This is a genomic window from [Phormidium] sp. LEGE 05292 (assembly GCF_015207735.1).
Taxonomy (GTDB): Bacteria; Cyanobacteriota; Cyanobacteriia; order Cyanobacteriales; family Aerosakkonemataceae; genus Floridanema.
In genome coordinates this window covers 1-24,818 of sequence record NZ_JADEWG010000054.1, presented here as the reverse complement: position 1 = coordinate 24,818, position 24,818 = coordinate 1, and the positions used below count along the sequence as shown (strand labels likewise).

General features: G+C 40.7%; 22 protein-coding genes and 1 tRNA gene. 16 read left to right on the top strand and 7 right to left on the bottom strand.

The window, feature by feature from the left end; all coding sequences use genetic code 11:
* Positions 1 to 75: 75 nt before the first annotated feature.
* From hpsL to hpsP, 4 genes are all read left to right on the top strand, one after another.
* Positions 76 to 1,743, top strand: a complete 1,668-nt coding sequence (hpsL, locus tag IQ264_RS16365; RefSeq protein ID WP_193981875.1) for a hormogonium polysaccharide biosynthesis protein HpsL — start codon at positions 76 to 78, stop codon at positions 1,741 to 1,743.
* A 92-nt stretch (positions 1,744 to 1,835) separates the two neighbouring features.
* Entirely contained in the window at positions 1,836 to 2,831 is a 996-nt protein-coding gene (hpsN, locus tag IQ264_RS16360; RefSeq protein WP_193981860.1) for a hormogonium polysaccharide biosynthesis glycosyltransferase HpsN, read from the top strand.
* 83 nt (positions 2,832 to 2,914) lie between these two features.
* Positions 2,915 to 4,090 (top strand): hormogonium polysaccharide biosynthesis glycosyltransferase HpsO, encoded by a 1,176-nt coding sequence (gene hpsO, locus IQ264_RS16355; protein ID WP_193981859.1) that lies wholly within the window; start codon positions 2,915 to 2,917, stop codon positions 4,088 to 4,090.
* 1 nt (position 4,091) lies between these two features.
* Complete coding sequence (hpsP, locus tag IQ264_RS16350; RefSeq protein WP_193981858.1) at positions 4,092 to 5,258, top strand: hormogonium polysaccharide biosynthesis glycosyltransferase HpsP; 1,167 nt, start codon at positions 4,092 to 4,094, stop codon at positions 5,256 to 5,258.
* A 44-nt stretch (positions 5,259 to 5,302) separates the two neighbouring features.
* Here hpsP and IQ264_RS16345 read toward each other — a convergent pair whose 3' ends face one another.
* A complete protein-coding gene (locus IQ264_RS16345) occupies positions 5,303 to 6,598 on the bottom strand; it encodes an MFS transporter (protein ID WP_193981857.1) in 1,296 nt (431 codons plus the stop codon).
* A 143-nt stretch (positions 6,599 to 6,741) separates the two neighbouring features.
* Between IQ264_RS16345 and IQ264_RS16340 the strand changes: the two genes are divergently transcribed.
* The 7 genes from IQ264_RS16340 to aroF all read left to right on the top strand — a co-directional run bounded on the left by IQ264_RS16340 (position 6,742) and on the right by aroF (position 13,272).
* Entirely contained in the window at positions 6,742 to 7,650 is a 909-nt protein-coding gene (locus IQ264_RS16340) for a tetratricopeptide repeat protein (protein ID WP_193981856.1), read from the top strand.
* A gap of 235 nt (positions 7,651 to 7,885) precedes the next feature.
* A complete protein-coding gene (locus IQ264_RS16335) occupies positions 7,886 to 8,635 on the top strand; it encodes a sucrose-phosphate phosphatase (RefSeq protein WP_193981855.1) in 750 nt (249 codons plus the stop codon).
* Positions 8,632 to 9,267 (top strand): Holliday junction branch migration protein RuvA, encoded by a 636-nt coding sequence (gene ruvA, locus IQ264_RS16330; RefSeq protein WP_193981854.1) that lies wholly within the window; start codon positions 8,632 to 8,634, stop codon positions 9,265 to 9,267. Before IQ264_RS16335 ends, ruvA begins: the two co-directional genes overlap by 4 nt.
* A gap of 121 nt (positions 9,268 to 9,388) precedes the next feature.
* A complete protein-coding gene (locus IQ264_RS16325; RefSeq protein WP_193981853.1) occupies positions 9,389 to 11,041 on the top strand; it encodes an alpha-amylase family glycosyl hydrolase in 1,653 nt (550 codons plus the stop codon).
* A 187-nt stretch (positions 11,042 to 11,228) separates the two neighbouring features.
* The gene (gene rpsO, locus IQ264_RS16320; RefSeq protein WP_193981852.1) at positions 11,229 to 11,498 is read left to right on the top strand and encodes a 30S ribosomal protein S15; all 270 of its coding nucleotides are present in this window, start codon (positions 11,229 to 11,231) and stop codon (positions 11,496 to 11,498) included.
* A gap of 5 nt (positions 11,499 to 11,503) precedes the next feature.
* Positions 11,504 to 12,013 carry a PAM68 family protein gene (locus tag IQ264_RS16315; protein ID WP_193981851.1) on the top strand — a complete coding sequence of 170 codons (510 nt, stop codon included), beginning with the start codon at positions 11,504 to 11,506 and terminating at the stop codon, positions 12,011 to 12,013.
* A gap of 200 nt (positions 12,014 to 12,213) precedes the next feature.
* Complete coding sequence (aroF, locus tag IQ264_RS16310) at positions 12,214 to 13,272, top strand: 3-deoxy-7-phosphoheptulonate synthase (RefSeq protein WP_193981850.1); 1,059 nt, start codon at positions 12,214 to 12,216, stop codon at positions 13,270 to 13,272.
* A 183-nt stretch (positions 13,273 to 13,455) separates the two neighbouring features.
* On the opposite strand, the gene IQ264_RS16305 is transcribed toward aroF, so the two are convergent.
* The 3 genes from IQ264_RS16305 to IQ264_RS16295 form a co-directional block, all read right to left on the bottom strand.
* The gene (locus IQ264_RS16305; protein ID WP_193981849.1) at positions 13,456 to 13,809 is read right to left on the bottom strand and encodes a DUF1257 domain-containing protein; all 354 of its coding nucleotides are present in this window, start codon (positions 13,807 to 13,809) and stop codon (positions 13,456 to 13,458) included.
* A gap of 107 nt (positions 13,810 to 13,916) precedes the next feature.
* Positions 13,917 to 15,443: an AAA family ATPase gene (locus tag IQ264_RS16300; RefSeq protein WP_193981848.1), complete on the bottom strand. Its 1,527-nt coding sequence runs from the start codon at positions 15,441 to 15,443 to the stop codon at positions 13,917 to 13,919.
* A gap of 95 nt (positions 15,444 to 15,538) precedes the next feature.
* Positions 15,539 to 15,889 carry a hypothetical protein gene (locus IQ264_RS16295; protein WP_193981847.1) on the bottom strand — a complete coding sequence of 117 codons (351 nt, stop codon included), beginning with the start codon at positions 15,887 to 15,889 and terminating at the stop codon, positions 15,539 to 15,541.
* A 415-nt stretch (positions 15,890 to 16,304) separates the two neighbouring features.
* On the opposite strand from IQ264_RS16295, the gene IQ264_RS16290 reads away from it, so the two are divergent.
* The 3 genes from IQ264_RS16290 (at position 16,305) to IQ264_RS16280 (ending at position 17,804) form a co-directional block, all read left to right on the top strand.
* Positions 16,305 to 16,375 (top strand) — tRNA-Cys (locus IQ264_RS16290).
* Positions 16,376 to 16,451: 76 nt separating this feature from the next.
* Positions 16,452 to 17,306, top strand: coding sequence for a ribonuclease HI (gene rnhA / locus IQ264_RS16285; protein WP_193981846.1), 855 nt, complete (start codon positions 16,452 to 16,454; stop codon positions 17,304 to 17,306).
* A gap of 84 nt (positions 17,307 to 17,390) precedes the next feature.
* A complete protein-coding gene (locus tag IQ264_RS16280) occupies positions 17,391 to 17,804 on the top strand; it encodes an SH3 domain-containing protein (RefSeq protein WP_322744710.1) in 414 nt (137 codons plus the stop codon).
* 117 nt (positions 17,805 to 17,921) lie between these two features.
* On the opposite strand, the gene IQ264_RS16275 is transcribed toward IQ264_RS16280, so the two are convergent.
* The 3 genes from IQ264_RS16275 to IQ264_RS16265 form a co-directional block, all read right to left on the bottom strand.
* Entirely contained in the window at positions 17,922 to 19,850 is a 1,929-nt protein-coding gene (locus IQ264_RS16275; protein WP_193981845.1) for an alpha-amylase family glycosyl hydrolase, read from the bottom strand.
* A gap of 196 nt (positions 19,851 to 20,046) precedes the next feature.
* On the bottom strand, positions 20,047 to 21,771 hold the full coding sequence (locus tag IQ264_RS16270; RefSeq protein WP_193981844.1) for an ABC transporter ATP-binding protein: 1,725 nt from the start codon (positions 21,769 to 21,771) through the stop codon (positions 20,047 to 20,049).
* A gap of 40 nt (positions 21,772 to 21,811) precedes the next feature.
* Entirely contained in the window at positions 21,812 to 22,864 is a 1,053-nt protein-coding gene (locus IQ264_RS16265) for a YegS/Rv2252/BmrU family lipid kinase (protein ID WP_228061586.1), read from the bottom strand.
* 401 nt (positions 22,865 to 23,265) lie between these two features.
* On the opposite strand from IQ264_RS16265, the gene IQ264_RS16260 reads away from it, so the two are divergent.
* Both IQ264_RS16260 and IQ264_RS16255 read left to right on the top strand, forming a co-directional pair.
* Positions 23,266 to 24,039 carry a class II aldolase/adducin family protein gene (locus IQ264_RS16260; protein WP_193981843.1) on the top strand — a complete coding sequence of 258 codons (774 nt, stop codon included), beginning with the start codon at positions 23,266 to 23,268 and terminating at the stop codon, positions 24,037 to 24,039.
* Between the two features lie 73 nt (positions 24,040 to 24,112).
* Positions 24,113 to 24,766 (top strand): hypothetical protein, encoded by a 654-nt coding sequence (locus tag IQ264_RS16255; protein WP_193981842.1) that lies wholly within the window; start codon positions 24,113 to 24,115, stop codon positions 24,764 to 24,766.
* Positions 24,767 to 24,818: the final 52 nt, after the last annotated feature.

Genomic DNA, 24,818 nt, shown 5'->3' with positions numbered 1-24,818 from the left:
ACGCTGCGCGATACGGCTTACGCCACGCTACGCGAACGCACTCTTAAGTCAAAAGCAGTCTATTTCACTGCCATTATGCCCAAGCCCAAATCTAAACGAAAATCTAAACAAAAGACTACTACCCCCGAAACTCCCCAACTTAGTTTAAAGGAGCAGCTAGCACTTAACCGCCAAGCAGCCAAAGCCAAACAAGAATTTATTAGCTTGGCTAGTTCTACCTTTTTTGGTTCCCTGTTCTTGGGGTTATTACTTTTTCCCATTGGCGGGCCAAAAGCCACTATTGGGGTTATTATAGGTATTTGCGCTTTGGTTTTGTCTTTTAAATACCCCCGCCAAGCACTTTGGACTTTCCTTTTCTATATGCCAATTAGTGGCACTGTAGTTTATGGAGTTGCAGGCGGTAACGCCCTTTTCCAACTAGCTAAAGATGCCTTTTTTATTCCAGCAGCCATCACAATTTATCAAGAATTTAAACGCAAAAGCCAACCATTTCTGATTCCGAAACAGATCAGAATTCCTTTCTTTATACTGCTGATTTTAGCCTTACTCACGCTTTTGGTAGTTAATGGTGGGATGCAATTCGCTCCTCCCTGTGACCGTATACCACGCGGAATTAAAATGGTTTGTAAAAATGGTCAACCCTTAATCATGGGTTTGTTGGGGTTGAAGGTACTTTTGGGATACGTTCCTTTAATTACTTGTGGTTATTATTTAATTCGCAACAAAAAAGAGTTATTATTTTTTGCTCGTTCTCATTTAGTTCTAGCCATTATTTGCTTAGGTTTAGGTGTAGTTCAATACCTGTTTCTCAGCAGTGGTAAATGTGAAGGAACTAGGGGACTGGAGGGAGCAGACTTATTTAAGGCTACCCTAAAAGCTAGATGTTTGATTGGTGGTTCCTTAGTTTTCAGTCCAGACGTAGGTATGATCCGCTTACCCGGTACTTTTGTTTCGCCTTGGCACTGGGCTTGGTTCATAATTTCTAATGCTTTTCTCACTTATGCTTCTGCTTTTAGTGACCCTTCTCTGATTTGGCGAATTGGGGGTTTAGTTGGCATGGCATTAGTGATTGTTAATGCTTTCATTTCTGGTCAAAGAATTGCCTTGGCGCTAGTTCCGGTAGTAATTGTGATCCTATTAATCCTAACTGGACAAATAGCTAACCTGAAACGTTTTATTCCTATTGCTATAGGAATTGGTGTAGTAGCAGCTATTGGTACAGCGATGTTTCCAGAGGTAATTCAAGAACGGGTGACTAGTTTTGTCGATCGCTGGAATGCTGCTCCTCCCACTGATTTTATCGCCGATCAAGCAGGGTTTACTTCTAAGGGACAAAGTGGCATTTTTGGTGCGGGAATAGGTAGAGCAACTAACTCGGCGCGTGCTTATGGTGCAGATGCTTTGATTGAAACTTATTATCCTAAGTTGCTCTTTGAAATGGGGCCTTTAGCAGTGGGAGGATTTTTACTATTAGTTACCGTGATTACTTGGGTAACTTTTAAAACTTATCGCTCGGTTAAGGAGCCTAATTTACGCAGTTTTGCCGCTAGTTTTTGGGTTTATGTTTTGGTAATTAGTTACAACACTTACTGGTATCCTTTAGATACAGACCCGGTGGCAGTTTATTACTGGTTTTTAATTGGTGTAATTCTCAGGTTGCCGGAGATCGATCGCGAAGAACGCGCCAAACAATTGGCAGAAGAACCTACTGGCAATAAAGGTAAAAAGAAGAAACGAAAGTAAATAGTAATTTCTTAAGCAAAATTTTTGGTTAATTTCTGAGTCAACAAGTTTAACTAAAATTAGACAACTTTTTTAAACAGGAAACTAAAATTATGAATTTACCCGCTATTTCAGTAGTCATACCTACTTATGAACGAGAAGAAGCTTTACGGGCAACGATCGCAGATGTATTGAAACAAGATTACCCGAATTTTGAAGTAATTGTAGTCGATCAAACTAAAACCCATCAATCAGAAACTCAAGCTTATTTAGAAGAATTAGCCAAAGCTGGTAAAATTCTCTGGTATCGTCTAGATTGGGCAAGTTTACCTGGGGCGAGAAATTACGCAGTGCGGCGGGCAACAGGAGATATTATTTACTTTATTGATGATGATGTGGAAATGCCAGTTGATTGTTTAAAAAACCATGCCCATAACTATATGAAAAACCCGGAAATAGGGGCAGTAGCAGGAAGGGTTTTTGATCGCATGAAATTGGCAGATTCCCAAAGGGAAAAACCCGGAGATAATTACACAATTGAATATTTGCCACCACAAGCAATGGACCCCGGAATTGCTTGGTATTATATTGATTTAGTGCATACGACAAAACCGCAACAAGTAATTACAGCGAGGGGCTGTAATATGTCTTTTCGTCGGGAAATTTTTACTAAACATGGGTTGTATTTTGATGAAAGATTTCGCGGTAGTGCGGTGCGAGAAGAGTCAGATTTTTGTTTAAGATTGCGAAAAACGGGTTATAAAATTTGGTATGACCCAGAGGCTTTTTTAGTGCATTTGGGAGAAGAAACTGGTGGGTGCCATGATATCAGTACGCGATCGCTAAAATATCAAATAACTTTCTATCACAATCATTTCTTGATGGGCATGAAAAATCTCACCATTGACCAACAATTGAGATTATTTTATCGTTTATTTGATTGTCACGTACTGGGTCGTCCACCTTGTCACAAAAGCGGTTCACCATTAAAAATTATTAGTCGTGCCGGATTTTACAGTTTGGGATTTTTCAAAGCTTTAGGTACAGTAATTCAGTCTAATTGGAATAACGGGCAAATTTACACTAAACAAGATTTAGTTAAAGAGTAAATTGTCAGGGTTTAAGTTTTTTTATTGAGGAAAGAACGACTAAAGTCGCCACAACGAACTAATCATAATAATTATCCAAAAAAATGAGAATTCTAGTTGCTAGCCATACTTATATTGTTGACCTGAATCGCGAGAAATTAAGAGAATTATCTCGGTTAGAATCAGGAATTGAAGTTACAGTGGTTCCTCCCCGAATTTGGCAACCTGGAGGAGTGCAAAATAAAACAATTGAAACTCAACCTTTACAAGAAGGATCTTTCCGGGTAATGCCAGTTTCTAACTTTAGCAAAAATAACCAAGGTTTATTAACTTTTGGTGCAGATTTGATTTCTTTGTTACGTCAATTTAAACCAGATATTATTCAGGTTGAACAAGGTTCTAAAGCTTTGGCTTATGCGGAATTTATTACTTTGAATAAGCTACTGGGTTTAAAGGCAAAAAATGTATTTTTTACTTGGTGGAATCTACCTTATACATTGAAATTTCCTATTTCATTGTTGGAATCATACAATCTTAATAATACTGATGGAATTGTGGTTGGTAATAAAGATGGAGTAGAAGTATTAAAAGAAAGAGGTTACAAAGGCCCGATGGTAATTATGCCGCAATTAGGTGTTGACGAAAGTTTATTTAAGCCACAAACTCAACCCGAATTGGCTAAGCAATTGGGGATTCAAGAGAATGATTTTGTCGTTGGTTTTGTAGGCAGATTTGTTGAAGAAAAAGGCTTACTTACCCTGGTGGAAGCTTTAGCAGGTTTATCAGATAAACCTTGGAAATTGTTATTGTTAGGACGTGGCCCTTTGCAGTCAACTTTGTTGGCAATGGCAGCGGAAAAAGGGATAAAAGAAAAATTGATTTTGGTGGAAAGTGTGCCGCACGATCGCGTTTACCAATACATCAATTTAATGCACACTTTGGTATTACCTTCTCAAACAACTTATCAATTTAAAACTTTGACTGCTGCTGGTTGGAAAGAACAGTTTGGTCATGTTTTAATTGAAGCAATGGCTTGCAAAGTTCCAGTAATTGGTTCTAATTCTGGAGAAATTCCTAATGTAATTGGTGAGGCTGGTTTAGTATTTCCTGAAGGCAATGTAGCAGAGTTACAAAAATGTTTGATGCAACTCATGGAAAACCCAGAATTAAAAGATAAATTGGCGAAATTGGGTTATCAAAAAGCCATGAATCAGTACACTAATAAAGCTTTAGCTAAGCAATTATTGGATTTTTATAAGCAAATAACTGATAAGAATTGAAATGCGAATTCTCCAAATAATTCCCTCGATTTCTCTAGTTTATGGTGGCCCTAGCCAGATGGTTTTGGGTCTTTCTGCTGCTTTAGCCAAAGCAGGAATTGAAGTCACAATTCTGACTACAAATAGTAATGGAGATGCGGGACAACCGCCTTTAGATGTTCCTTTAAATTGTCCAGTAGAACAAGATGGTTATCAGATTCGTTACTTTCCTTGTTCTCCGTTTCGCAGATACAAATTTTCTTTGGATTTGCTGCAATGGTTAAATAAGAATGCCAAAAAATATGATTTAGCGCATATTCATGCTTTATTTTCGCCTGTGACTTCAGTAGCAGCAACAGTTGCCAGAATCCAAAAGTTACCTTATATTTTGCGTCCTCTAGGAACTCTCGATCCTGCTGATTTACGCAAGAAAAGGTTACTCAAAAAAATTTATGCAGCTTTGTTAGAAAAACCTAATATAGCTGGTGCTTCTGCGATTCATTTTACTAGTTTAGAAGAAGCAAAAGTTTCGGAAAGATTTGGGGTAAAAACTAAAGATTTAGTGATTCCTTTGGGTGTGAGTTTGCCAACGCTGGAGAAGGAAGAAACAGAATTTGCTAATCTGCCATCTCCGGTAATCTTATTCATGTCCAGAGTCGATCCGAAAAAAGGTTTAGATTTATTAATTCCGGCTTTGCAAAATCTGGCAAACTCAGGGGTAGATTTTCATTTTGTGTTAGCGGGATCGAATCCACAAGATCCAGAGTATGAGGAAAAAATTCGATCGCACATCTCAGCCACATTACCAGACAAAGCAACGATAACAGGTTTTGTGAGAGGCGGGCGCAAAGTCTCATTACTAAAAAATGCCGACTTATTCGTATTGCCATCTTATTATGAAAACTTCGGTATTGCTGTAGCCGAAGCAATGGCAGCTGGAACTCCAGTTTGTATTACTCGCGGAGTTTATATTTGGGAAGATATTCTGACTGCGGAAGCTGGCTGGGTATGCGATCGAAGTGTCGCATCTCTGACAGAAACATTGCGTTTAGCACTTCAAGATCCAGCAGAAATTAAACGAAGAGGATTAAAAGCAAAAGAGTTAACAATCAAAAATTATAGTTGGCAAGCAATAGCCGAACAAACAATCCAAGCTTATCAACAAATTATCTCTTCTTCCCACAATTAAATGCTCTATTTCATCTGTGTTCATTTGTGGTTAAAAAATTCTCCTTATCTTCTCTCTGTGTCCTCTGCGTCTCTGCGGTTTCCCAAAATTATATAACGCCTGAATATATAATTTAAATACCGCAAAATAGCAATTAAACCAATGACACTAAAAGACAAAACCAACCAAAAATTATTAGTAAATAAAACGTTTTGATCCATTGCCCAACCACCTAAAGGAGGGCCGATCGCATAACCAACTGCCCAACAAAGAGAATTAATAGAAAGGTAAACACCCCGTAAAGAAGCAGGGGCAATATCAGCCACAAAAGCTGATGCTGAAGGAGTATAAGAAACCGTAGCGATCGCTAAAATTGCCATCGCCAATATTGCCCAAATTAACTGTAATTCTGGTATACCACCAATAAACCAAACAAAACCAAAACCTATCCCCCAAAATAAAGCGGAAATCATTAAAGCTTCGGGATGATTAAAGCGTTTGAGAATCCGAGATACAGGAATCATGGTTAAAATAGCTAAAACCATGTGCCAACTGAAAAGTAAACTAATTGATGGGGAAGAAAACTTACCACTAAAATACAAACCAATGGTGCTGTGTAGCTGAGAAATGTAAGTCGTAAAAATGATATTGACGACAACGAAAACTAAAAGTAAGCGATCGTTTAAAGCAGTTTGCCATGAATTAGGCAAAAAACCCCTATTTCTGCTTGTGGTTGCCCAAGCTTTGTCATTTCCTTTGTAAGTTTCTGCTATTACTAAATAAACTACAGCGAAAAAAACTATAAAAGAAATTCCATCAATAATAAACAGCGTTCGATAATTACCAGTCGCACTAATTAAAATGCCTCCTAAAATAATTCCCAAACCTAAACCAAGGTTATCAGCTAACCTCACTACAGCGTAAGCTTCTTGGCGCACTTGACCTTCTGTTAAATCGGCTACTGCTGCTTCTGTAGCAGGCCAATATAAACCTATCCCAAATCCTGCTAATAAATTAGCTAACAGAAAGGTAAAAAAGTTATTTGTTGCCGCTAATGCAAAAGAAGCTATTGTCGAAATTGCCGCCGAAAGTAATAAAGTACGACGACGACCCCAAAATTGAGAATCACTAAATGAACCACCAATTATTCGACCAAACACTCCAGAAATAGAAGCACTACCTAAACCCAAACCTACCTCAGTAGCCGATAAGCCAACACCTTTAGCAAAAAAAATAGGCGCATAAAAAAGCGTGAAGCCAGCGCCAACTTCAGATAAAAATCTACCCATAGCTAGAATCCAAACTTGTGGATTTAGCTTGGGGAACCAAGCAAGTAATTTAGACTGTAAAGAAGATTTCATTAGCAAAGCAGCTGATATAGAGCAAAACTTTTTGGCAAACACTACTCAAATAAAGTGCTAAACCCTGATATCCTATTGTGCAACAATGTTAATTTCTTTGAAGTCTAAGCTTATACTGACTACCAAGCAGATTGGTTACACACATGAAAATCATTCACCAATCAATCACAATTTTAAGTATTCTCACTTTACTGGGTAGCGTCTCTGTTTTAGATGTTAATGCACAGTCCAAACCCGGTCAGACAGAATCCAAGCCAACCCAGGAAGAGTCCGAAAAACCTGCTGTTAATACTCAAAAGCCTTCTGTTAATCCTACACCTGGAGGAACTCAAGTGGTTCCCGCGACACCAGAAGTTCCCGCAGGTTCGACTCCCAGCGATCCAACTCCGGGTGAGACTCCAGCAGCAACTCCCACTCCGGGTAATACCCAGACTACTCCCAAACCTGGGGAAACCCAATTGTCTGCGGAGGAATACTATCGCCAGGGTTCAATTAAGGCAGAACAACGTAATTACCAAGAAGCGATCGCAGATTATACTCAGGCTATTAAGTTAAAACCTGATTATGCCGATGCTTATGTCAAGCGCGGAATTGCCTACTACTTTTTAAAAGATTACCAAAAGGCGATCGAAGATAGCACCGCAGCCTTGAAAATAGATCCAAATCATGCTAGGGCTTTGACTAATCGCGGCAACGCTTACGATGATTTAGGTCAACATGAAAAAGCCGTCGCTGATTACAATGAAGCGGCACGCCTTGACCCTAAAGATGCCAAAGTCTTTTACAATCGCGGCATTGCTCACAATAGAATGAAGAACGATCAAGCCGCAGTCGAAGATTATACTCAGGCTATCCAGCTGAGAGCGGATTTTGCTGAGGCATTCTTTAATCGCGGTGTGAGCTATTACAATTTGAAAAATAATCAAGCCGCAATTAAGGATTTCCAAAAGGCAGCAGAACTGTTTCAACAACAGGGAAATACTAAATCTGCTAGCCAAGCGCAAGAGGCAGTGCGATCGCTTCAACAACTGCGTCCACAAACCCGTAACTAAAGAAACAAACTGAGAGGGGAACAGGGAAGGGCTATAGGCAACATAGTGCAATGGAAAGGGATTTAAACCCCAGCCAAAACTCAAATCGCAGGGAACAGGCACAGGCAAAAGGAAAAAACTGTTCCCTATTCCCTGTTTCCTTCTTAAATGAAAAATTAAAAATTGAGGTAAAAAACTCTTTTTTAATTTTTCATTTTGTATGTTTGATTTAGGTAATACTTCCACAGAGGTCTTTATGGCTAAATTTTTATTTGTTACTGATTTGGATAATACTCTAGTCGGTGATGACCAAGCTTTAGAAAAACTTAATAAAAAGTTAAATCAACATCGTCAAGAATATGATACCAAGATTGTTTACATCACAGGCCGATCGCTCACCCTATACCAACAACTTGCCCAAGAAAAGAATTTGTTAATACCAGATGCTTTAGTCACTGCTGTAGGCACAGAAATTTATTACCATATCGGTGATGATCCAGACCCTAATTGGTCAGCACAAATGACGATCGGATGGGATCGGGAATTGGTAATTAACACTGCTTCTCATTTTGCTGATTTAACTCCTCAATCAGACACCGAACAACGCCCTTTTAAAGTAAGTTATTTTCTATCAGAAGTTGTAGCAGCAGATGTACTTTTTGAATTAGAAAATTTGTTACAAAAACGTGGCTTAAATGTGAAATTAATTTACAGTGGCAGCAAAGATTTGGACATTATTCCCAGACGTGGTAATAAAGGTGCGGCAATGCAATTTCTCCGCCAACATTGGGGAATAGAGGCTAGCCAAACCGTAGTCTGTGGTGATTCAGGAAATGATATTGCTTTGTTTAGTGTCGATCGAGAAAGGGGTATAATTGTCGGTAATGCCCTCCCAGAATTGCTGCGCTGGTGTGAAATTAATCCGGCAGATTATCGTTACTTAGCAAAATCACATTACGCTGCTGGAATTTTGGAAGGTTTATATTATTTTGGTTTCTTTAAATGATCGCCTATCTTAAAGGTACGATCGCAGGTATTTCCAAAAGTAGTGGCAATCGCTGGACGCTAATTTTAGAGGTAAATCAGATCGGTTACGAATTACAAATTCCGCCTCTGTTAGCCCAGCAATTGCCCGAAATTGGTGCGATAACTCAAGTGTTTACTCATTTTCAAATTAAAGAAGACCAAACTGTTTTATATGGTTTTGGTTCTACTGCGGAAAGAGATTTGTTTCGTCAATTAATTAGTGTTAGTGGGATTGGTGCAGCATTAGCGATCGCACTTATAGACACATTAGGATTACCAGATTTAGTCCAAGCAATTGTTACAGGCAATATTCGCGCCTTAACAAAAACTCCCGGTGTCGGCAATAAAACTGCTGAACGTATCGCCTTAGAATTGAAAACAAAATTATCCCAATGGCGTACAGAAACCGGACTTTCTAAAGCTATCCCATCTAGCCCTTCAGCAGCAATAATTGAAGATGTAGAAATGACTTTGTTAGCTTTAGGTTACACTAACAACGAAGTATCAAAAGCAATAAAAGCTGTTAGTGAAGATGGCTTAATTGCTAAAAGCAAAAACGCAGAAGATTGGATTAGAGGTGCCATTTCTTGGTTAAGTCAAGCAATTGAATAAGCAATTAATTCTCTCTTTAGAAGGATAGGCAACGAATAAACTTATCCCTTGCGACTGATCCTAAAAATGAGATTGTAATTAGAGAATAACTTTGTAAGCATTCTCTAGCCAAATAATTACTATGACCAATTTAATTGAATTTAAATTATTTGCTCCTTATAACAAAGGTGCAGCTTTAATCGGTTCTTTTTCCGAATGGCAAGAAATTCCGATGGAAAAAGGCAAAGATGGTTTCTTTCGCACTAAAGTAGAACTAAAAGATGGGACTTATCATTATAAATTCCGTGTCCAATCTAAATCATGGTTTTTAGAAGAAGACCAATGGGTAGATGTCGTCGATCCTTATGCCACAGACATAGATGATGCTACTCAAAACGGTGTAATTCGGATTAAAGACGGGGAAAAAATTGTTGACACTTACGTTTGGAAAAATGATGATAAACCTTTACCTCCAGATCATGCCTTAGTAATTTATGAAATGCACATTGCAGACTTTTCCGGTGGAGAACCAGACCGTTATGTAAGAGGTAAATATAAGCACGTAATTGAGAAATTAGATTACCTTTGTGATTTGGGGATAAATGCGATCGAACTAATGCCAGTTAAAGAATATCCTGGTGATTATAGCTGGGGATATAACCCCCGTTACTTCTTCGCCACAGAATCTAGTTATGGCACAACCGCAGAACTAAAAGCTTTAATTGATGAATGTCATGCTAGAGGAATTCGAGTATTAATGGACGGGATTTATAACCATTCCGAAGCATCAAGTCCTTTAACTCAAATTGACCACGATTATTGGTATCATCATGAACCCCGCGACCCTGGTAATAACTGGGGACCAGAATTTAATTACGAACATTACGACGAAAATCTCCAATGCTATCCCGCCCGTTGGTTTATTGGTGATACAGTCAGATATTGGGTAGGAGAATATCATATTGACGGCATTCGTTACGACGCAGCAAGGCAAATTGCCAACTACGATTTTATGCACTGGATTACCCAAGAAGCCAAAAAAACAGCTGGTGCTAAACCATTTATTAACATTGCCGAACACATACCGGAAACAACCAGCATTACCAACATAGATGGCCCAATGGACTCTTGTTGGCATGATAGTTTTCGCGCTTGTATTGTCGAACATATTTGCGGCGATACCTTCGATTTAGAACGTCTCAAAGATGCCCTAGATTGCAAACGTCAAGGTTTCATGGGTGCCACAAATGTAGTTAATTACCTAACCAATCATGACCACAATCATGTCTTGGCAGAATTAGCCGATCGAGAAATATTTGATGAAGCCGCATTTCAACGCAGAAAATTAGGTGCAGTTTTAGTAATGACTGCTGTCGGAATTCCGTTGTTATGGATGGGAGAAGAATTTGGCGAATACAAATACAAAACTATTGAACCAGCAAAAATTGAATGGGCTTTATTAGGTAACGAGTTAAACCAAAACTTATTTCAATACATGAAAGGTTTGATTCGTTTACGCAAAAATAATCATGCCCTTTACACAGAAAACATCGACTTTTTCTATGAAAATGCTGATGATAAAGTGTTAGCTTACTGTCGCTGGAATGATGAAGGTTCTCGCGTAGTTGTAGTTGCCAATTTTTCTGACAATTTCCTTGGTGGGTATCAAATTCCTAACTTCCCAGCTACCGGAACTTGGCATGAATGGACTTACGACTACGATGTAGAAGTTAGCGAAGAAGGTTTAATTACCGACTTAGGCGAATACGAAGCAAAAGTCTTCGTTTGGCATTAACGCATTTAGGTTCGTTGTCAGCACTTCAGCGCTTACAACGCTTTAGCGTTGACAACGAACCCATAATCTAAGTCTGTTGTAAGCACTTCAGTGCTACAACGCTTTAGCGTTGACAACGAACTGACTATCTATGAGTCAACTGTGATAATATAGTAGACTGCTGAATTAATAAAAATAGATTTCATTCATGACCCTGACTCAAGAGCGTAAACAGCAAATAATTACTGATTACCAAGTCCACGAAACTGACACAGGTTCCGCAGAGGTACAAATTGCCATGCTGACGGAACGGATCAACCGCCTCAGTGAACACCTGAAAGGTAATCAGAAAGACCATTCCTCCAGAAGAGGATTGTTAAAACTGATTGGTCAACGCAAACGCCTCCTGTCTTATGTTTCGCAACAGGATCAACAACGCTATCAAGCTTTAATCGGTCGCTTGGGCATTCGTGGATAAAGAATATGTCCGGGGAATCTAAATCCAATCAAGAATCTGGTCAGAATCCGCAGAATGCTTCATCGGGTAAGGAACGCTTACCTTTTGAACCAAAAAAGAATCGTAAAAAAACACCAAAGAAACCACCTGTAAATGCGGTGGAAGGGAAAAGCCAAACGCCAACAAAAACCCTTGCTAAAGAGCAAAGAGCAATCCCAGCTGCTGTTAGTGAAAGAATGCTGCGGCGGATGGGATTATTTTCTGGTATTCCCGCAGTTTTTGGCATTTCCACATTCATTATTAGTTATTTTGCGATTACTCATGCCTGGTTCCAACTGCCGAATAGCGCAGTGGTGCTAGTTAGCATGGGCTTTTTCGGTTTGAGCGTTTTGGGCTTAAGCTATGGGGCAATCTCGGCATCTTGGGATGAAGAAAGACCAGGAAGCATTTTCGGTTGGCAAGAGTTTACCACCAATTTTGGACGTTTGACGGAAGCATGGCGATCGGCAAAACAGAAAAACCAATCTGAAAATTAGCCCAGCCAAACGGAAATTTTCCTTAAAATCGAGTAATTTGCAAGATTATAAATGATAAGCCGTACAGTAAGGATGAAGTGTGCTGGTACAGCTTAAGGAGTAAAAACTCGATTTTTTGCTTAACAACTTTAGCCTCTTCATCCAAACTAGCGGCTGCCTAAGTTTAATTAAACCCAAGTGAGTTAACAGGGAATTTTCAAATGATCGTAGTAATGAAAGTCGGCTCACCAGAAGGTGAAATTGCCCGCATTAGTGAAGAATTACGCAAATCGGGACTGACACCAGAACCAATTTTTGGTAAGCACAAGGTAGTAATTGGTTTAGTTGGTGAAACAGCTGACTTAGACCCTTTACAAATGCAGGAACTCAGCCCTTGGATTGAACAAGTCCTGCGCGTAGAACAACCTTTCAAACGGGCTAGTATCGAGTACCGTCACGGAGAAGCTAGTGAAGTACCAGTATTAACTCCCAATGGTGTTGTTTACTTTGGGTTGCAGCATCCTTTGGTAGTGGTGGCTGGGCCTTGCTCCGTAGAAAATGAAGAAATGATTATTGAAACAGCTAAGCGAGTTAAAGCTGCTGGGGCGCAGTTTCTCCGAGGTGGTGCTTACAAACCTCGGACTTCTCCTTATGCTTTCCAAGGTCACGGGGAAAGTGCTTTAGAGTTGTTGGCACTTGCTAGACAAGAAACTGGTTTAGGGATCATTACTGAAGTCATGGATGCTGCTGAACTAGACATCATCGCAGAAGTGGCTGATGTGATCCAAATTGGTGCCCGCAATATGCAAAACTTCTCTTTATTGAAGAAAGTAGGCGCTCAAGAAAAACCTGTATTGTTAAAACGGGGAATGTCAGCTACCGTTGAAGATTGGTTAATGGCAGCTGAATACATCTTAGCTTCTGGCAACCCAAATGTAATTCTTTGCGAACGGGGAATTCGGACTTTTGACCGTCAATACACTCGTAATACTTTAGATTTGGCAGTGGTGCCAGTGTTGAGAAAGTTATCTCACTTACCAATTATGGTTGACCCCAGTCACGGTACTGGTTGGGCGACTTATGTACCGGATACGGCGAAAGCTGCGATCGCGATCGGTGCTGACTCCCTAATGATTGAAGTTCACCCCAACCCTGCCAAAGCTTTATCCGATGGGCCACAATCTCTCACGCCCGATCGCTTTGACTCCTTAATGCAAGAACTCTCGATCGTTGGCAAAGCAATGGGTCGTTGGCCCCAAGCTGTTGCCGCTGTTGCCTAAAAAGACAAACCCGATTTCTTTGTTCTAGAAACCGGGTTTGTGCCATCTTACGAGAAAGGCCAGCTTTCATTTCAGCTGGCCTTTTTAATCCACAATATAATTCCATCTATCCGATAGGCTGTTGAGTAGAGAAACGGGCTAACATCAGCAGTTAACCCGCGAGCTTGGGAACGCGCAGAGCAATTATTTTTGCACTACTAGTTTGACATTGGCATTTTGCAAACCACGTTGCTTAACTTCAGCCAAAGTCTTGTTCACAGCGTATTTTTGATTGATAGAATTGATCAGTTCGGTTTGGTTGTGCTTCTTGGCAACGCCCCACAGGTCAGCGATCAAGTCAAATGAGCCATCGCTGTTGCGAGACCAACCGAGGTCATATTCGCCTTCGAGAACTGCAACCAAGTCAGCACGAACCCGCTGTCCATTGTAACCACGAACATCTGCATTGCTCTTAACAGAGATGCCCAGGTCGCGCAAAGAAGTTTTTAGGATTTCAGCGTCAGTGATTTTGGTACGCAGTGTGCTAAAGTGAGACATTGGGATTCCTCCTAGAGAAACTAGAAACAAACAACAACATTTTGTTTTTGGTCTGAAATTGCTAGCTTAAGCTAGCCTTTCCTCCTGTTGGGAGCAGGAGAAAGCTTTTAAAACTCCATTCGCTGATATTCAGCAACGGAGGCAGCAGCTGGTCTGGCACGCTGTCTTGCCCAATCTCTCAAGGCTGTAACTTGTTCAGTCATAGTCCGAGATAAGGGTTGCGTAGCCTTAATTGCGGCGATAATGTCCAACTGCGTGAATTCTCTTTCTTGGGCAAACGCTTCATACATTGCAGCGACCAGCGCTTGCTCAATTTCTGCACCAGAAAAGCCATCGGAAACTTTGGCTAATTGATCCAGGTCAAAGCGGGTGACTTCTCGACGGCGTTTGGTGAGGTGAATTTTGAAAATTTCTTGACGTTCCTCTGCATTTGGCAGGTCTACAAAAAAGAGCTCGTCAAAACGTCCCTTTCTTAAAAACTCTCCCGGTAATCTTTCTACTCGGTTTGCTGTTGCCATCACAAACACTGGAGAAGTTTTGTCTTGCATCCAAGTCAGGAAGGAACCAAAAATCCGACTAGAAGTACCACCATCTGAATCAGCAGAACCCGCACTTCCAGCGAAGGCTTTGTCTAATTCATCAATAAATAGAATGGCTGGAGAAATTGATTCTGCGGTCTTTAAAGCGTTCCTGAGATTTGCTTCCGATCGCCCTACCATTGAGCCATCGTAAACTCTACCCATGTCCAAGCGCAATAGTGGCAAACCCCAAAGACGAGAGGTAGTCTTAGCAATTAGGGACTTCCCACAACCGGGTACACCCAGAATTAACATCCCTTTTGGTTGGGGTAAACCATACTCTCTTGCTCTTTCGGTGAAAGCATTAGAGCGCTGCATCAGCCATTTTTTCAGTTCTTCTAAACCACCTACCGCATCGATCGTTTCATCTTCTTCGATATACTCCAGAATCCCGTTGCGGCGGATAATTTGCTTTTTCTCAGACAGTACGATGTCAACTTCGGCTTCGGTCAGGCGACCAGCTGTTACTTGAGCTTTACGGTAAACTTTTTCAGCTTCATCTTTGGTTAAACCCAAGGCTGCACGTAGTAGCTTTTCTCTACCTTCGGTGCTAACCTTTCGTCCCCGACCACTTTGCTCTAGCTGCTGGGTCAATACCTGGTTCAGTTCTGCCATGTCCGGTAGCGGAAAGTCTAGAACTACAACTTCCTTTTCCAGCTCGATCGGAATGGTCTGCACCGGGGACATCAGGATAATAGATTTCTGAGTGCCCCTAAAGCTGGCGATCGCATCCCGCAGCCATCGTGTAGTCTGTGGATCGGTAAAAAACGGATGCAGATCTTTGAAGATGAAAATACTAGAATCTCGCTGGGGGTCTCGCTGCTGCCGATTCATTGCCCATTCAATCGCTGCTTGCGGAGAGACTGTGTTATGCTGCACGCTGCGTGGTTGTCCATATTCCACCATGCCTTGCGTTACTGTCCACACAAACACCCTTCTTTGGGGCCTCATCTGCGCGATTGTCGCGATTGCCTGCTCTGCCCGCTCTTCCTCGGAGGTTACGAGGTAGATCAGAGGATATTGAGCTTGTACTAAGATGCTGAGCTCTTCTTTCATTTCGCCACGACCTACTTATATCAACCGAATTAAAGAGACGATGCAGACAGCACCAAAGTTTTCATTTCCTGCTCTTATTGCTTTATTATGCCTATTTAGCAGGGAACTAGTTCTTCGGCTTCTCCCTGTTGAGTAGATTCCGTTACAGTTACCTTCTCAACCGATGAAAGCTGCTCTTCTGGCAATATACCTGGCTGCTTTTTCAGGGAAGCTAACTCCCCTTGTTTCATAACCAGCGAACCCGTACACTCCGGACAACTGTAAACCCGATGCGTTTGCCCGTAAGCTGCTTCTATTTCTCCCACAATTTCTGGATTGTCCAGGTAGAAGATAATCGCTCGCTCAGCAATCGCTGACATCGGTTCTGAGTCAATAGCGGCTTTTATTTTGAGTTGACGATGCAGCTCTGGTGAAAGATACAACGTAACCTTTTGTTTATCTTGCATAATTGACTCATTTCAGTTGTTCTACCCGGGTATGTGTATCAGACTATCGCTTGATTTTCCTGGTGTCAAGACATCAAGCTGCTATGACAGCAATATTGTTACATTTGTTCACAGAAGCTTGATTAGGTGGTATGACTAAGAGGTAGTTCAACAGCCAGAAGGTAGATTTAATATACTCCTCAAGCATGATTGAGAAAGAGAACAGGGAAAGTCTTGTTAGCGTAGCGGTGCGTAGCACGTTTTGAGTTTGTAGGGGCGGGTGAGACTAGATAAGTCTGTAATCACAGCAGAAAAATTAACAACTGAACCCGCCCTTACACAGTTTTAAGTTAAAACTTCTCCTTGTCTGCCGATAGAGTTCTCTAGAGAGTTGCTAAAGAAAGATTAGTCTGATAAACTAGGAATTCCAAAAGACGGCGGCATAGCCAAGTGGTAAGGCAGAGGTCTGCAAAACCTTCACCCCCAGTTCGAATCTGGGTGCCGCCTTGATTAAAATGTGATGAAAGGTAGCGACTCAGCTATGCTCAGATAGCGATCGCATAATGAATCACACAATATTTTGATGTCTTCCTTTCCTCAAATCAAAAGCATATACACTGATGGAGCCTGTAGCGGAAATCCCGGCCCTGGCGGATGGGGTGTAGTAGTTTATTTTGCAGATGACTCCGTTTACGAAATGGGGGGCGCAGAAGCCCTCACTACTAACAATCGTATGGAATTACAAGCTGCGATCGCAGCCTTAGAATTCCTCAGCAAAACAGAACAAAAAGTACCCGTCACCCTCTACACTGACAGCGAATACGTGAAAAAAGGGATTACCATCTGGGTAAAAGGTTGGAAAAACAAAGGCTGGAAAACCTCCCAAGGTAAAGCAGTCGTGAATCAAGACCTTTGGGAAACACTCGATGGACTAAACTCCGCCAAAATTAACTGGCAGTATGTTCCCGGTCATGCTGGTAACGTGGGAAATGAACGCTGCGACGAAATAGCCCGCAACTTTTCCCTTAGTCGTCCTCAAACATTAAAACAACTGCCAATATCAGAGACATTTAGTTCGGAAACAACAGTCCAATCTGGTTACACAACGTTACAATCCAGTGAAGTACCCTCTGACCTTTCTACATTCAAATTAACTATGACAGATGCGACTATTTCTTCTGCTGCTGAGACACTGGAAAGTTTGTCTGGTGAAGCTAGGGTTACACAACTTCGTAATTTAGTAGAAGTTCTGCATATTGCTGATGATATTGCCACTAAAGGCTACCTAATCACCAGTTCTGAATTAGCAGACTTAATGGATATTCATACCAGCGCCGTCACTAGTCGAGGAGACAACTGGGTGTGGCGTAACTGGGTAGTGTCGCGAGTCCGGCGAGAGGGGAATCAAATTCTCTGGCAATTGGAACGGGTAGACTAGTGCAAGAAGGCAGAAGGCTTTTGTTTAGCTTTTTACCTGTTTTCAACTGCTCAATTATTTCTGCTACCCTCCACTAGAAAATAAGTGAAATTGCAGATTTTTCCTGTCTGCAATTTTACCTTGAAATATACACTTGCTAAATTCATGAGGTTTGCGATCGCTGCTATTGTCAGTATTCTAATACTCTCAACATCAATTAAAGTTTTGAGTCAGCATAGCTTTGGTAATCAACGATCGCAATGTGAAGCAACGCTTACTACTATAGATAAGAATACTCGCATTACTCTGCGCCAAGGGCCAGGAATGGATTACCGCAGTAATGGTTATGGCTTAGTTGGCGATCGCGGTTATATCCTAACAGTAATTCCGCCAGATATTGATTACAAAAAAGATAGACAGGGGTACGGTTGGTATCGAGTAGGCTTCCCCAAAAGTGGGCTATCGGGATGGATTCGTGAAGATTTTCTGCGAGTAAAATGTACTCAAATTAATGATTGATCAGTAGGTAGATGTAAATAAAGTCAAAACCAAGGCGGGCAGGATGCCCACGCTACAAGAAAGGAGTAACTCTTGTGGTGTGGGCAGGATTGCCCACACCATTTAAAGATAACTGGGTTAAGATTCCCTTCCAGTAGCCCACATATCACGCCATTTCACAGTACCTTCGCTAGCAACTACCCAACGCCGACAAACCAAATTTTCCCGCAATGGAGATTGACCTTCGCGCAACAACACATACTTATAACTAATCAATTTGCCAGCACTTTCATCGAAAGGAATTTCGCCAAACCAAGTATTAGTATTGATGTATTCCAAGGGAAAACCTTTAGCAATATCCCAATTACCTAATTCTGGACAATCTCCTATTACAACAATTCTTTCACCCGGTTGAGTATTTACGCCGTTAAGTTGGGCGCGAATAATTGTTTGAGCTTTGACTCTTTCACCAACGTGACTAATCACAATTATATCTCGTGTTTCTAAAGGTAAATCTATTAATTTACCTTCGACTACTTGGAATTTTCGACGAGTTAAAACGCAAGTATGTTCACCATCAGGTAAATCTGTTACCACTTCTGGAACTGTGGTTGCTTCGCCTCGATTTAAGGCAACAAAACAAATTGAATCCCGATATTTTCGCACATAACAATATACATCAGGCGTAATAAATCGCTGCCATTGACCACCCATTGAAACAGCAGGATTTAAACGACGTAAACCAGAAAGTAACCGAATATAACGATAAACTTCTGTCTCTGTATCCCAATTATTCATCATGGGGCGATTATAAGGATCGTTGCCGCCATTAGTATCATCATGCAAATATTGTTCTGTACCGTAATAAATGCAAGGAATACCGCGACAAGTCATGACTAATGAAATTGCCACTTTTAACATCTCAGGATCGGGATTGAGACTTTGAAAACGTGGCATATCATGATTATCAATGAATGTCACCAATTCATTGGCACTTTTGTATCGATGATCTAGGTCAAAAATATTTTGAATTTCGTGGAATCCTCCCTCTGCGCCTTGTCCTAATGCTTGGCGAATTGCTACACAAAGTCCAAAGTCAAGAATTGACATTCCCGACTCGTTAGCAAATTCTACCGATCGATCGTCAAACGGACTACTATAAATCCATTCTCCGAAGATGAAAACATCTGGTCTGTGTCTTTGAATATCAGCATTAAATTCTTGCCAAAACCAGATCGGCATATGTTTAACAGTGTCAACTCGCAAGGCATCTACACCTCGGTCTAACCACTGTTTGATGGCAGATTTGATGTAATCGCGATAATCAATATTGTTCTCATTAAAAGTAGCTAAACCGGAAAGTTCGCAGTTTTGTACTTGCCAATCATCTTCCCAATTAGTAACTGGGCCATAATGGTGATACCAGTTATTTTTATCATCATTAAAATCGGCAATTTTTACCCCATCATCGTACAATTCGCCTTTTTTGCCACTAAAGTCGGGGTTACTATGATTGCAAACAATGTCTAGAATTAATTTCATGTTTCGCTTGTGCATTTCGGCAATTAAGCGATCGAAAGTTGTATTTCTAGTTTCTTGGGTTTGGTTAAGTGATGGGTTTTCTCCAGGGCCGATAAAACGAGGATTCAACCGTTTAAAATCCTTAATCCAATAACCGTGAATTGCTGCTTGTTCAATAAACAAAGCTTCAACTTGTTCAAACAAAGGAGTTAACCAAATAGCAGTTACTCCCAGATTTTTTAAATAATCTAGCTTTGCAATAACTCCTTGTAAATCACCACCCCAATACTTACCCCAATCTTTTCCTTCGGGATCGTAAAGTTCAGGATTTGGCCCTTCGCTATTTTCGGAATCGCCATCAAAGAAACGATCTACAACCAAAAAATAAATTGTTTCTTGGCGAAACTCAATATCTCGTGTATAAAGGAACTCTAAATCAATTTCTGTATCCTGTTTTTGTTCGGATACTAATTCAGCAACTTTTGCAGGTGCATCTGTTACTTCGTACTGTTGCGAAGTAGATTTGGGAGGTGGAGTTGCAACCATGTTAGTATTTTTTGTTGAGTATAGGTTACTGACCAAGGAAGGTCTTATATCTAACAACTTTAATCAGTAGAGCCTGCTTTTGTATATCTATCGATGGGTAGAAGCTAGTAGAAGAAGTAGTTGGCGAAGCCTGTGGCTAACGCCGCATAGGTAGAACAGTTGAAAGCTTGTGCCAAGCAATTTTTTCGTTAATTAACTACTGAAATTGTTGGGCATAAAAGCCTGCATAACGTCCACCTTTTTTGAGTAATTCTTCGTGAGTTCCTGATTCAATAATTTCCCCATTTTCTAATATTAAAATTTTGGTTGCACGGCGCACAGTCGCTAATCTGTGAGCGATCACAAACACTGTTCGATCGCGCATTACTCTTTCCAAAGCTTCCTGTACCAAAGCTTCTGACTCCGAATCCAGCGCCGAAGTTGCTTCATCTAAAATTAAAATTCTGGGATTATTAAATACAGCGCGTGCGATCGCAATTCTTTGTCTTTGTCCGCCTGATAAATTGACACCTCTTTCTCCCACCCAAGTTTGATAACCTTGTGGTAACTTGATAATAAACTCATGAGCATTAGCAATTTCTGCGGCTTTTCTGACCGCATTCATATCAAATTCATTATGCCCATAAGCGATATTTTCTGCAATATTTCCCGAAAATAAAACAATATCTTGGGGAACAAGTCCGATTTGCCGACGCAAACTTTTTAAAGTTACTTTTTGGATATCAATGGTATCAATTGAAATTTTTCCGCCTTGGGGATCGTAAAACCGCAACAGTAAATTTATTAAAGTAGTTTTTCCTGCGCCGGAAGTACCAACTAAAGCAATCATTTCTCCCGGTTTAGCAGTTAAACTGAGTTTTTGTAAAACTGGTTTATCAGCTATGTACGCAAAAGAAACATCCCGATATTCTACATTACCGCGAGTCGAAAATAACTGAATAGCCTCTTGATTTTCCACAATAGAGGGTTGAATTGCCATCAATTCAAAAATTCGCTCAACTGATGCTTCTGTTTGTTTAAATTGATTGTAATTAGTAGTGCTAAAAGAAATTGGATCGATTAGCATTGCTACCGCAGCTACATAACTGACAAAACCTGGGCCAGTTAAATTTCCTTGTGAAATTTGCCAACCACCCAATAAAAACAGAATTAGTACACTAATTCCTTGTAAAACGCCAACAATAAAAAACTGTAAAGCTCTAATTTGTTCCGATTTGTATCGAGCAATTCTATGTTGTTCTGCTTCTACAGAAAACCGCTTGATTTCATAATCTTGAGCTGAAAAAGCTTGCACCAACCGAATACCGCTAAACACTTCCGTCAGCAATGCTGATAAATTAGAAATTCTGGTTTGACTGCGACGGGAAAAATGCAGCATCTTTTCCCCAAACCAAGTGATTAAAATTGCCATCAAAGGCGCTACAATCAAAGCTGCAAAAGTTAACTGCCAATTCAACCAAATCATGTAGCCCAAAACGACAATTAACTGCAAAATACAGGGAACAAACTCATGAAAGAATTTATTAATTACTTCGCCAATTCGATCAATATCTTCGGTTAACCGATAAGACAAATCTCCGGTTTTTGCCGTTTCAAAAAAATCTAGGTTTAATTGTTGTAAATGAGCGTAAACTTGTCTGCGTAATTTTAAAGAAATTTTTAATGCAGCTTTCGCCATTAAAGCATTTTGTCCATACTGCACTATTCCCCGAAGTAGGAAAATTATCGCACCAACACCCGCAAGTTGGGCGATCGCCAGCAAATCACCTTGACCAATATATTTGGCAAACTGACCCGCCAAAGTCGCCAAAATAGGCCAAAATATGGTAAAGGCGAGAGTGCAAACTAACGCAAGAGCGATCGTTTTCCACTCAGGAACAATGTATGGAATCAGTAACTCGTAATTAGAACGCTTTTTCAATCTCTAACTTCCACAAAATACCCTGCTGAAATTTAGGTTATCAGCTTTCCGGGTACTCGCTGTCACTATTGGACAAATTATTATTTTCTTTCGGTTCTATAGTTAAATTAGGTAATCCATTCAACTTCTCCACAGGTGCAGCAGCTTGGCTCTGCGGTACGAGCACCATTAAACTGTTAGGAATTGCTTCCACAAACACAGGTGTAGTTCCAATCACCTCTCCATCTACTACAACTTTTTGTGGAGGATCAGTATCAATTAATGCTTTCTTCACTCGGAGATAACCAATATCATTCCTTTCTGTAGGCGTACCACTAAAAGCAGTTTGTAGCAAATGGTAGGATGCTGCGATCGCATTTAGCACACTTACAGGGGCAAAAATTGTTACATCTAAAAATTCATCATCAGGAACCAAACTAGCAGGCCCTTGAGCCAAAATAGAAGTAGGCGGAGCAACATTAGCAACTGTCACTCCCACAGCCGAAAAACTAATAACTTCTTCATCCCTTTCTAACTTAGTTTCAAACGATTGTAAATTTTTTAATTGGTTAATTGCTGACAAAATATAAGCCAAAATTCCCAATCTATTTTTAGCTGTTCTGTCTGCTTGAGCAACTGTTTCTGCCTCCAACCCAATACCAGCCAAAAGTAACATTGGTTCCCCATTACAACGAGCAGTACTAATTACTCTGGTTACTCCTTCTAAAATTGCTTGACAAGCACCTTCAATATTAGTAGGAATTCCCATGCTCACAGCAAAAGCATTTGCCGTACCACGAGGAATGACAGCCAGAGGTATCTCACTGTTAATTAAAGCATCTGCTACAGCAGAAACAGTGCCATCACCACCAGATGCAATTACTAATTTCACATTTTTTTCTAAAGCCTCACGCGCCAACTGTTTAGCACTTACTTCTTCACTAGTGAACTGGATATCCAATTCCAATTCAGATTCTAAAATTGACTTAATTAATTCTAAGTCTCCGTCTGGGTTTCCCCTGCCTGAAACTGGGTTAAAAATCAAACAAGCAGAAGAATATCTTTGAGTTTGTTGAACACTTTCTGTCTCAATTAAGTTGTTTTCTGACATCATAGGTGGTGACTGAAGTTAAAAATATATCTTTAGATAGTTGTGGATATTTTCCGAAATTGGCTAACAAAGTGGTGTATTGAAAAGAAAATAATCACTTTACTCTAATTCTAATTCTGACAAATGTTTTAACTGTCAATCTGTTTACCAATAGTTATACCTATTCTCTATAAAATTGCGCTTCATCATTGAACCGGGACTGTGGACGGGGAGGGGTTTGGGGTGAGGTTAATTAAGGGCATCTTCATAGAGAATTGGTATTACGAGATAAAACATTTTTGTAAGTTATATCCAATAGGTATTTAGCCATTTATTCGCCCACTTGGAAAAATAAAAATTACCTAGTTAAACTAAGTACACACGTTTCATGAAATGTCTGTACCTTACCCAAAAAAAGCAAACTTATGGTTAATGTTAGAGTTCCCAAAGTTGTTCCTCAACCTCCCAAATTTACATCATTTGAAGCAGAACGTCTGTACCGGAAACAACGTCTGGCGGCTGCCTTTCGTCTGTTTGCTAAATTTGGCTTTAGTGAAGGTATCGCCGGGCACATTACCGCCCGTGACCCGGAAAACCCGAATCATTTTTGGGTCAACCCTTTTGGAATGCACTTTCGGCTAATTCGCACCAGTGACTTAATTTTAGTTAACCACCAAGGCGAAGTTATTTTCGGAAACAAACCCGTCAATGAAGCCGCTTTTGCTATTCACTCCCAAGTCCACGCCGCCCGCCCGGATGTAGTAGCTGCCGCCCACGCCCATTCCACCTACGGCAAAGCTTGGTCTAGTTTAGGTCGTCTGCTAGATCCTTTGACTCAGGATGCTTGTTCTTTTTACGGAGATCACGCTTTATTTGATGACTACACGGGAGTTGTGTTGGAAATTGAGGAGGCGCGACGAATTGCTGGGGCGTTAGGCGATCGCAAAGCCCTCATCCTCCGCAATCACGGACTTCTCACTGTAGGTCATACTATAGATGAAGCAGCCTGGTGGTTCATCACAATGGAGCGTTCTTGTCAAGTACAACTAATGGCAGAAGCCGCTGGCAAACCAATCTCGATCGAACCGGAGTATGCCAGCTTAACCGCCAAACAAGTAGGGTCGCATCACATGGGTTGGTTTAGTTTTCAACCACTTTACGACCTGATTGTACAGGAACAACCCGATTTACTCGATTAATTTTCCTATTCGTAGGGTGCGTTAGTAATAACGTAACGCACCATTTGATTGCAAATTAACACTAGCGAAACAAATGAAACAAACAGAGACTAGCAAAGGAAAAATTCCCTCTTGGGAATCACCACTTCAGGAAAAATCAGGCTTACTGGAATTTAAACCCGGTTATGCCACACCAGAGTTTTTTTCTCAGTGGTCTTTTCGTACCGAAATTTACGGCGAAGCAGTAGAAGTAGACCACTTAGTTGTTACTTTTCCTGACCTGACAACCTTGAAAAATTACGCCGCTGCTTTGGCTAAATTCCAAGGAAAAATTGTCGAAGGGCCAGGAATTTTTCCCTTAGAATTTTGTCCCCAAAATTATAACCTGACCACTGATTTGTGGATACATTTAGAAACTATATTAATGCCTTCTGGTGGCTTAGTTGTTTTACAAGCGCCACACAGAAAAGGCGATCGTACAGACCGCTTTATCCAAGAACGAGGATTAGCAGCTGTGCATCACGTAGCCATCAAAGTTGATGACCTGCAAACAGCAGCTTTAAATTGGCAAGAAAAAGACTTTACACCCCTATCTTTAGAACCTGTTGTCGGTGACTCTCTATCGCAATGGTTCTTAAGAAATACTGCCGGACAAATCATCGAATTAATTAACCGTAACCCCGAAAATAACGCCACTTTCTTCTGTCAAAATATCGGCGGACTTCGGCTGTCGGAAACCAAGGTTTAGCAGGGGCAGAGGAGCAGAGGTGCAGGGGAGCAGGGGAGCAGGGGGGCAGGGG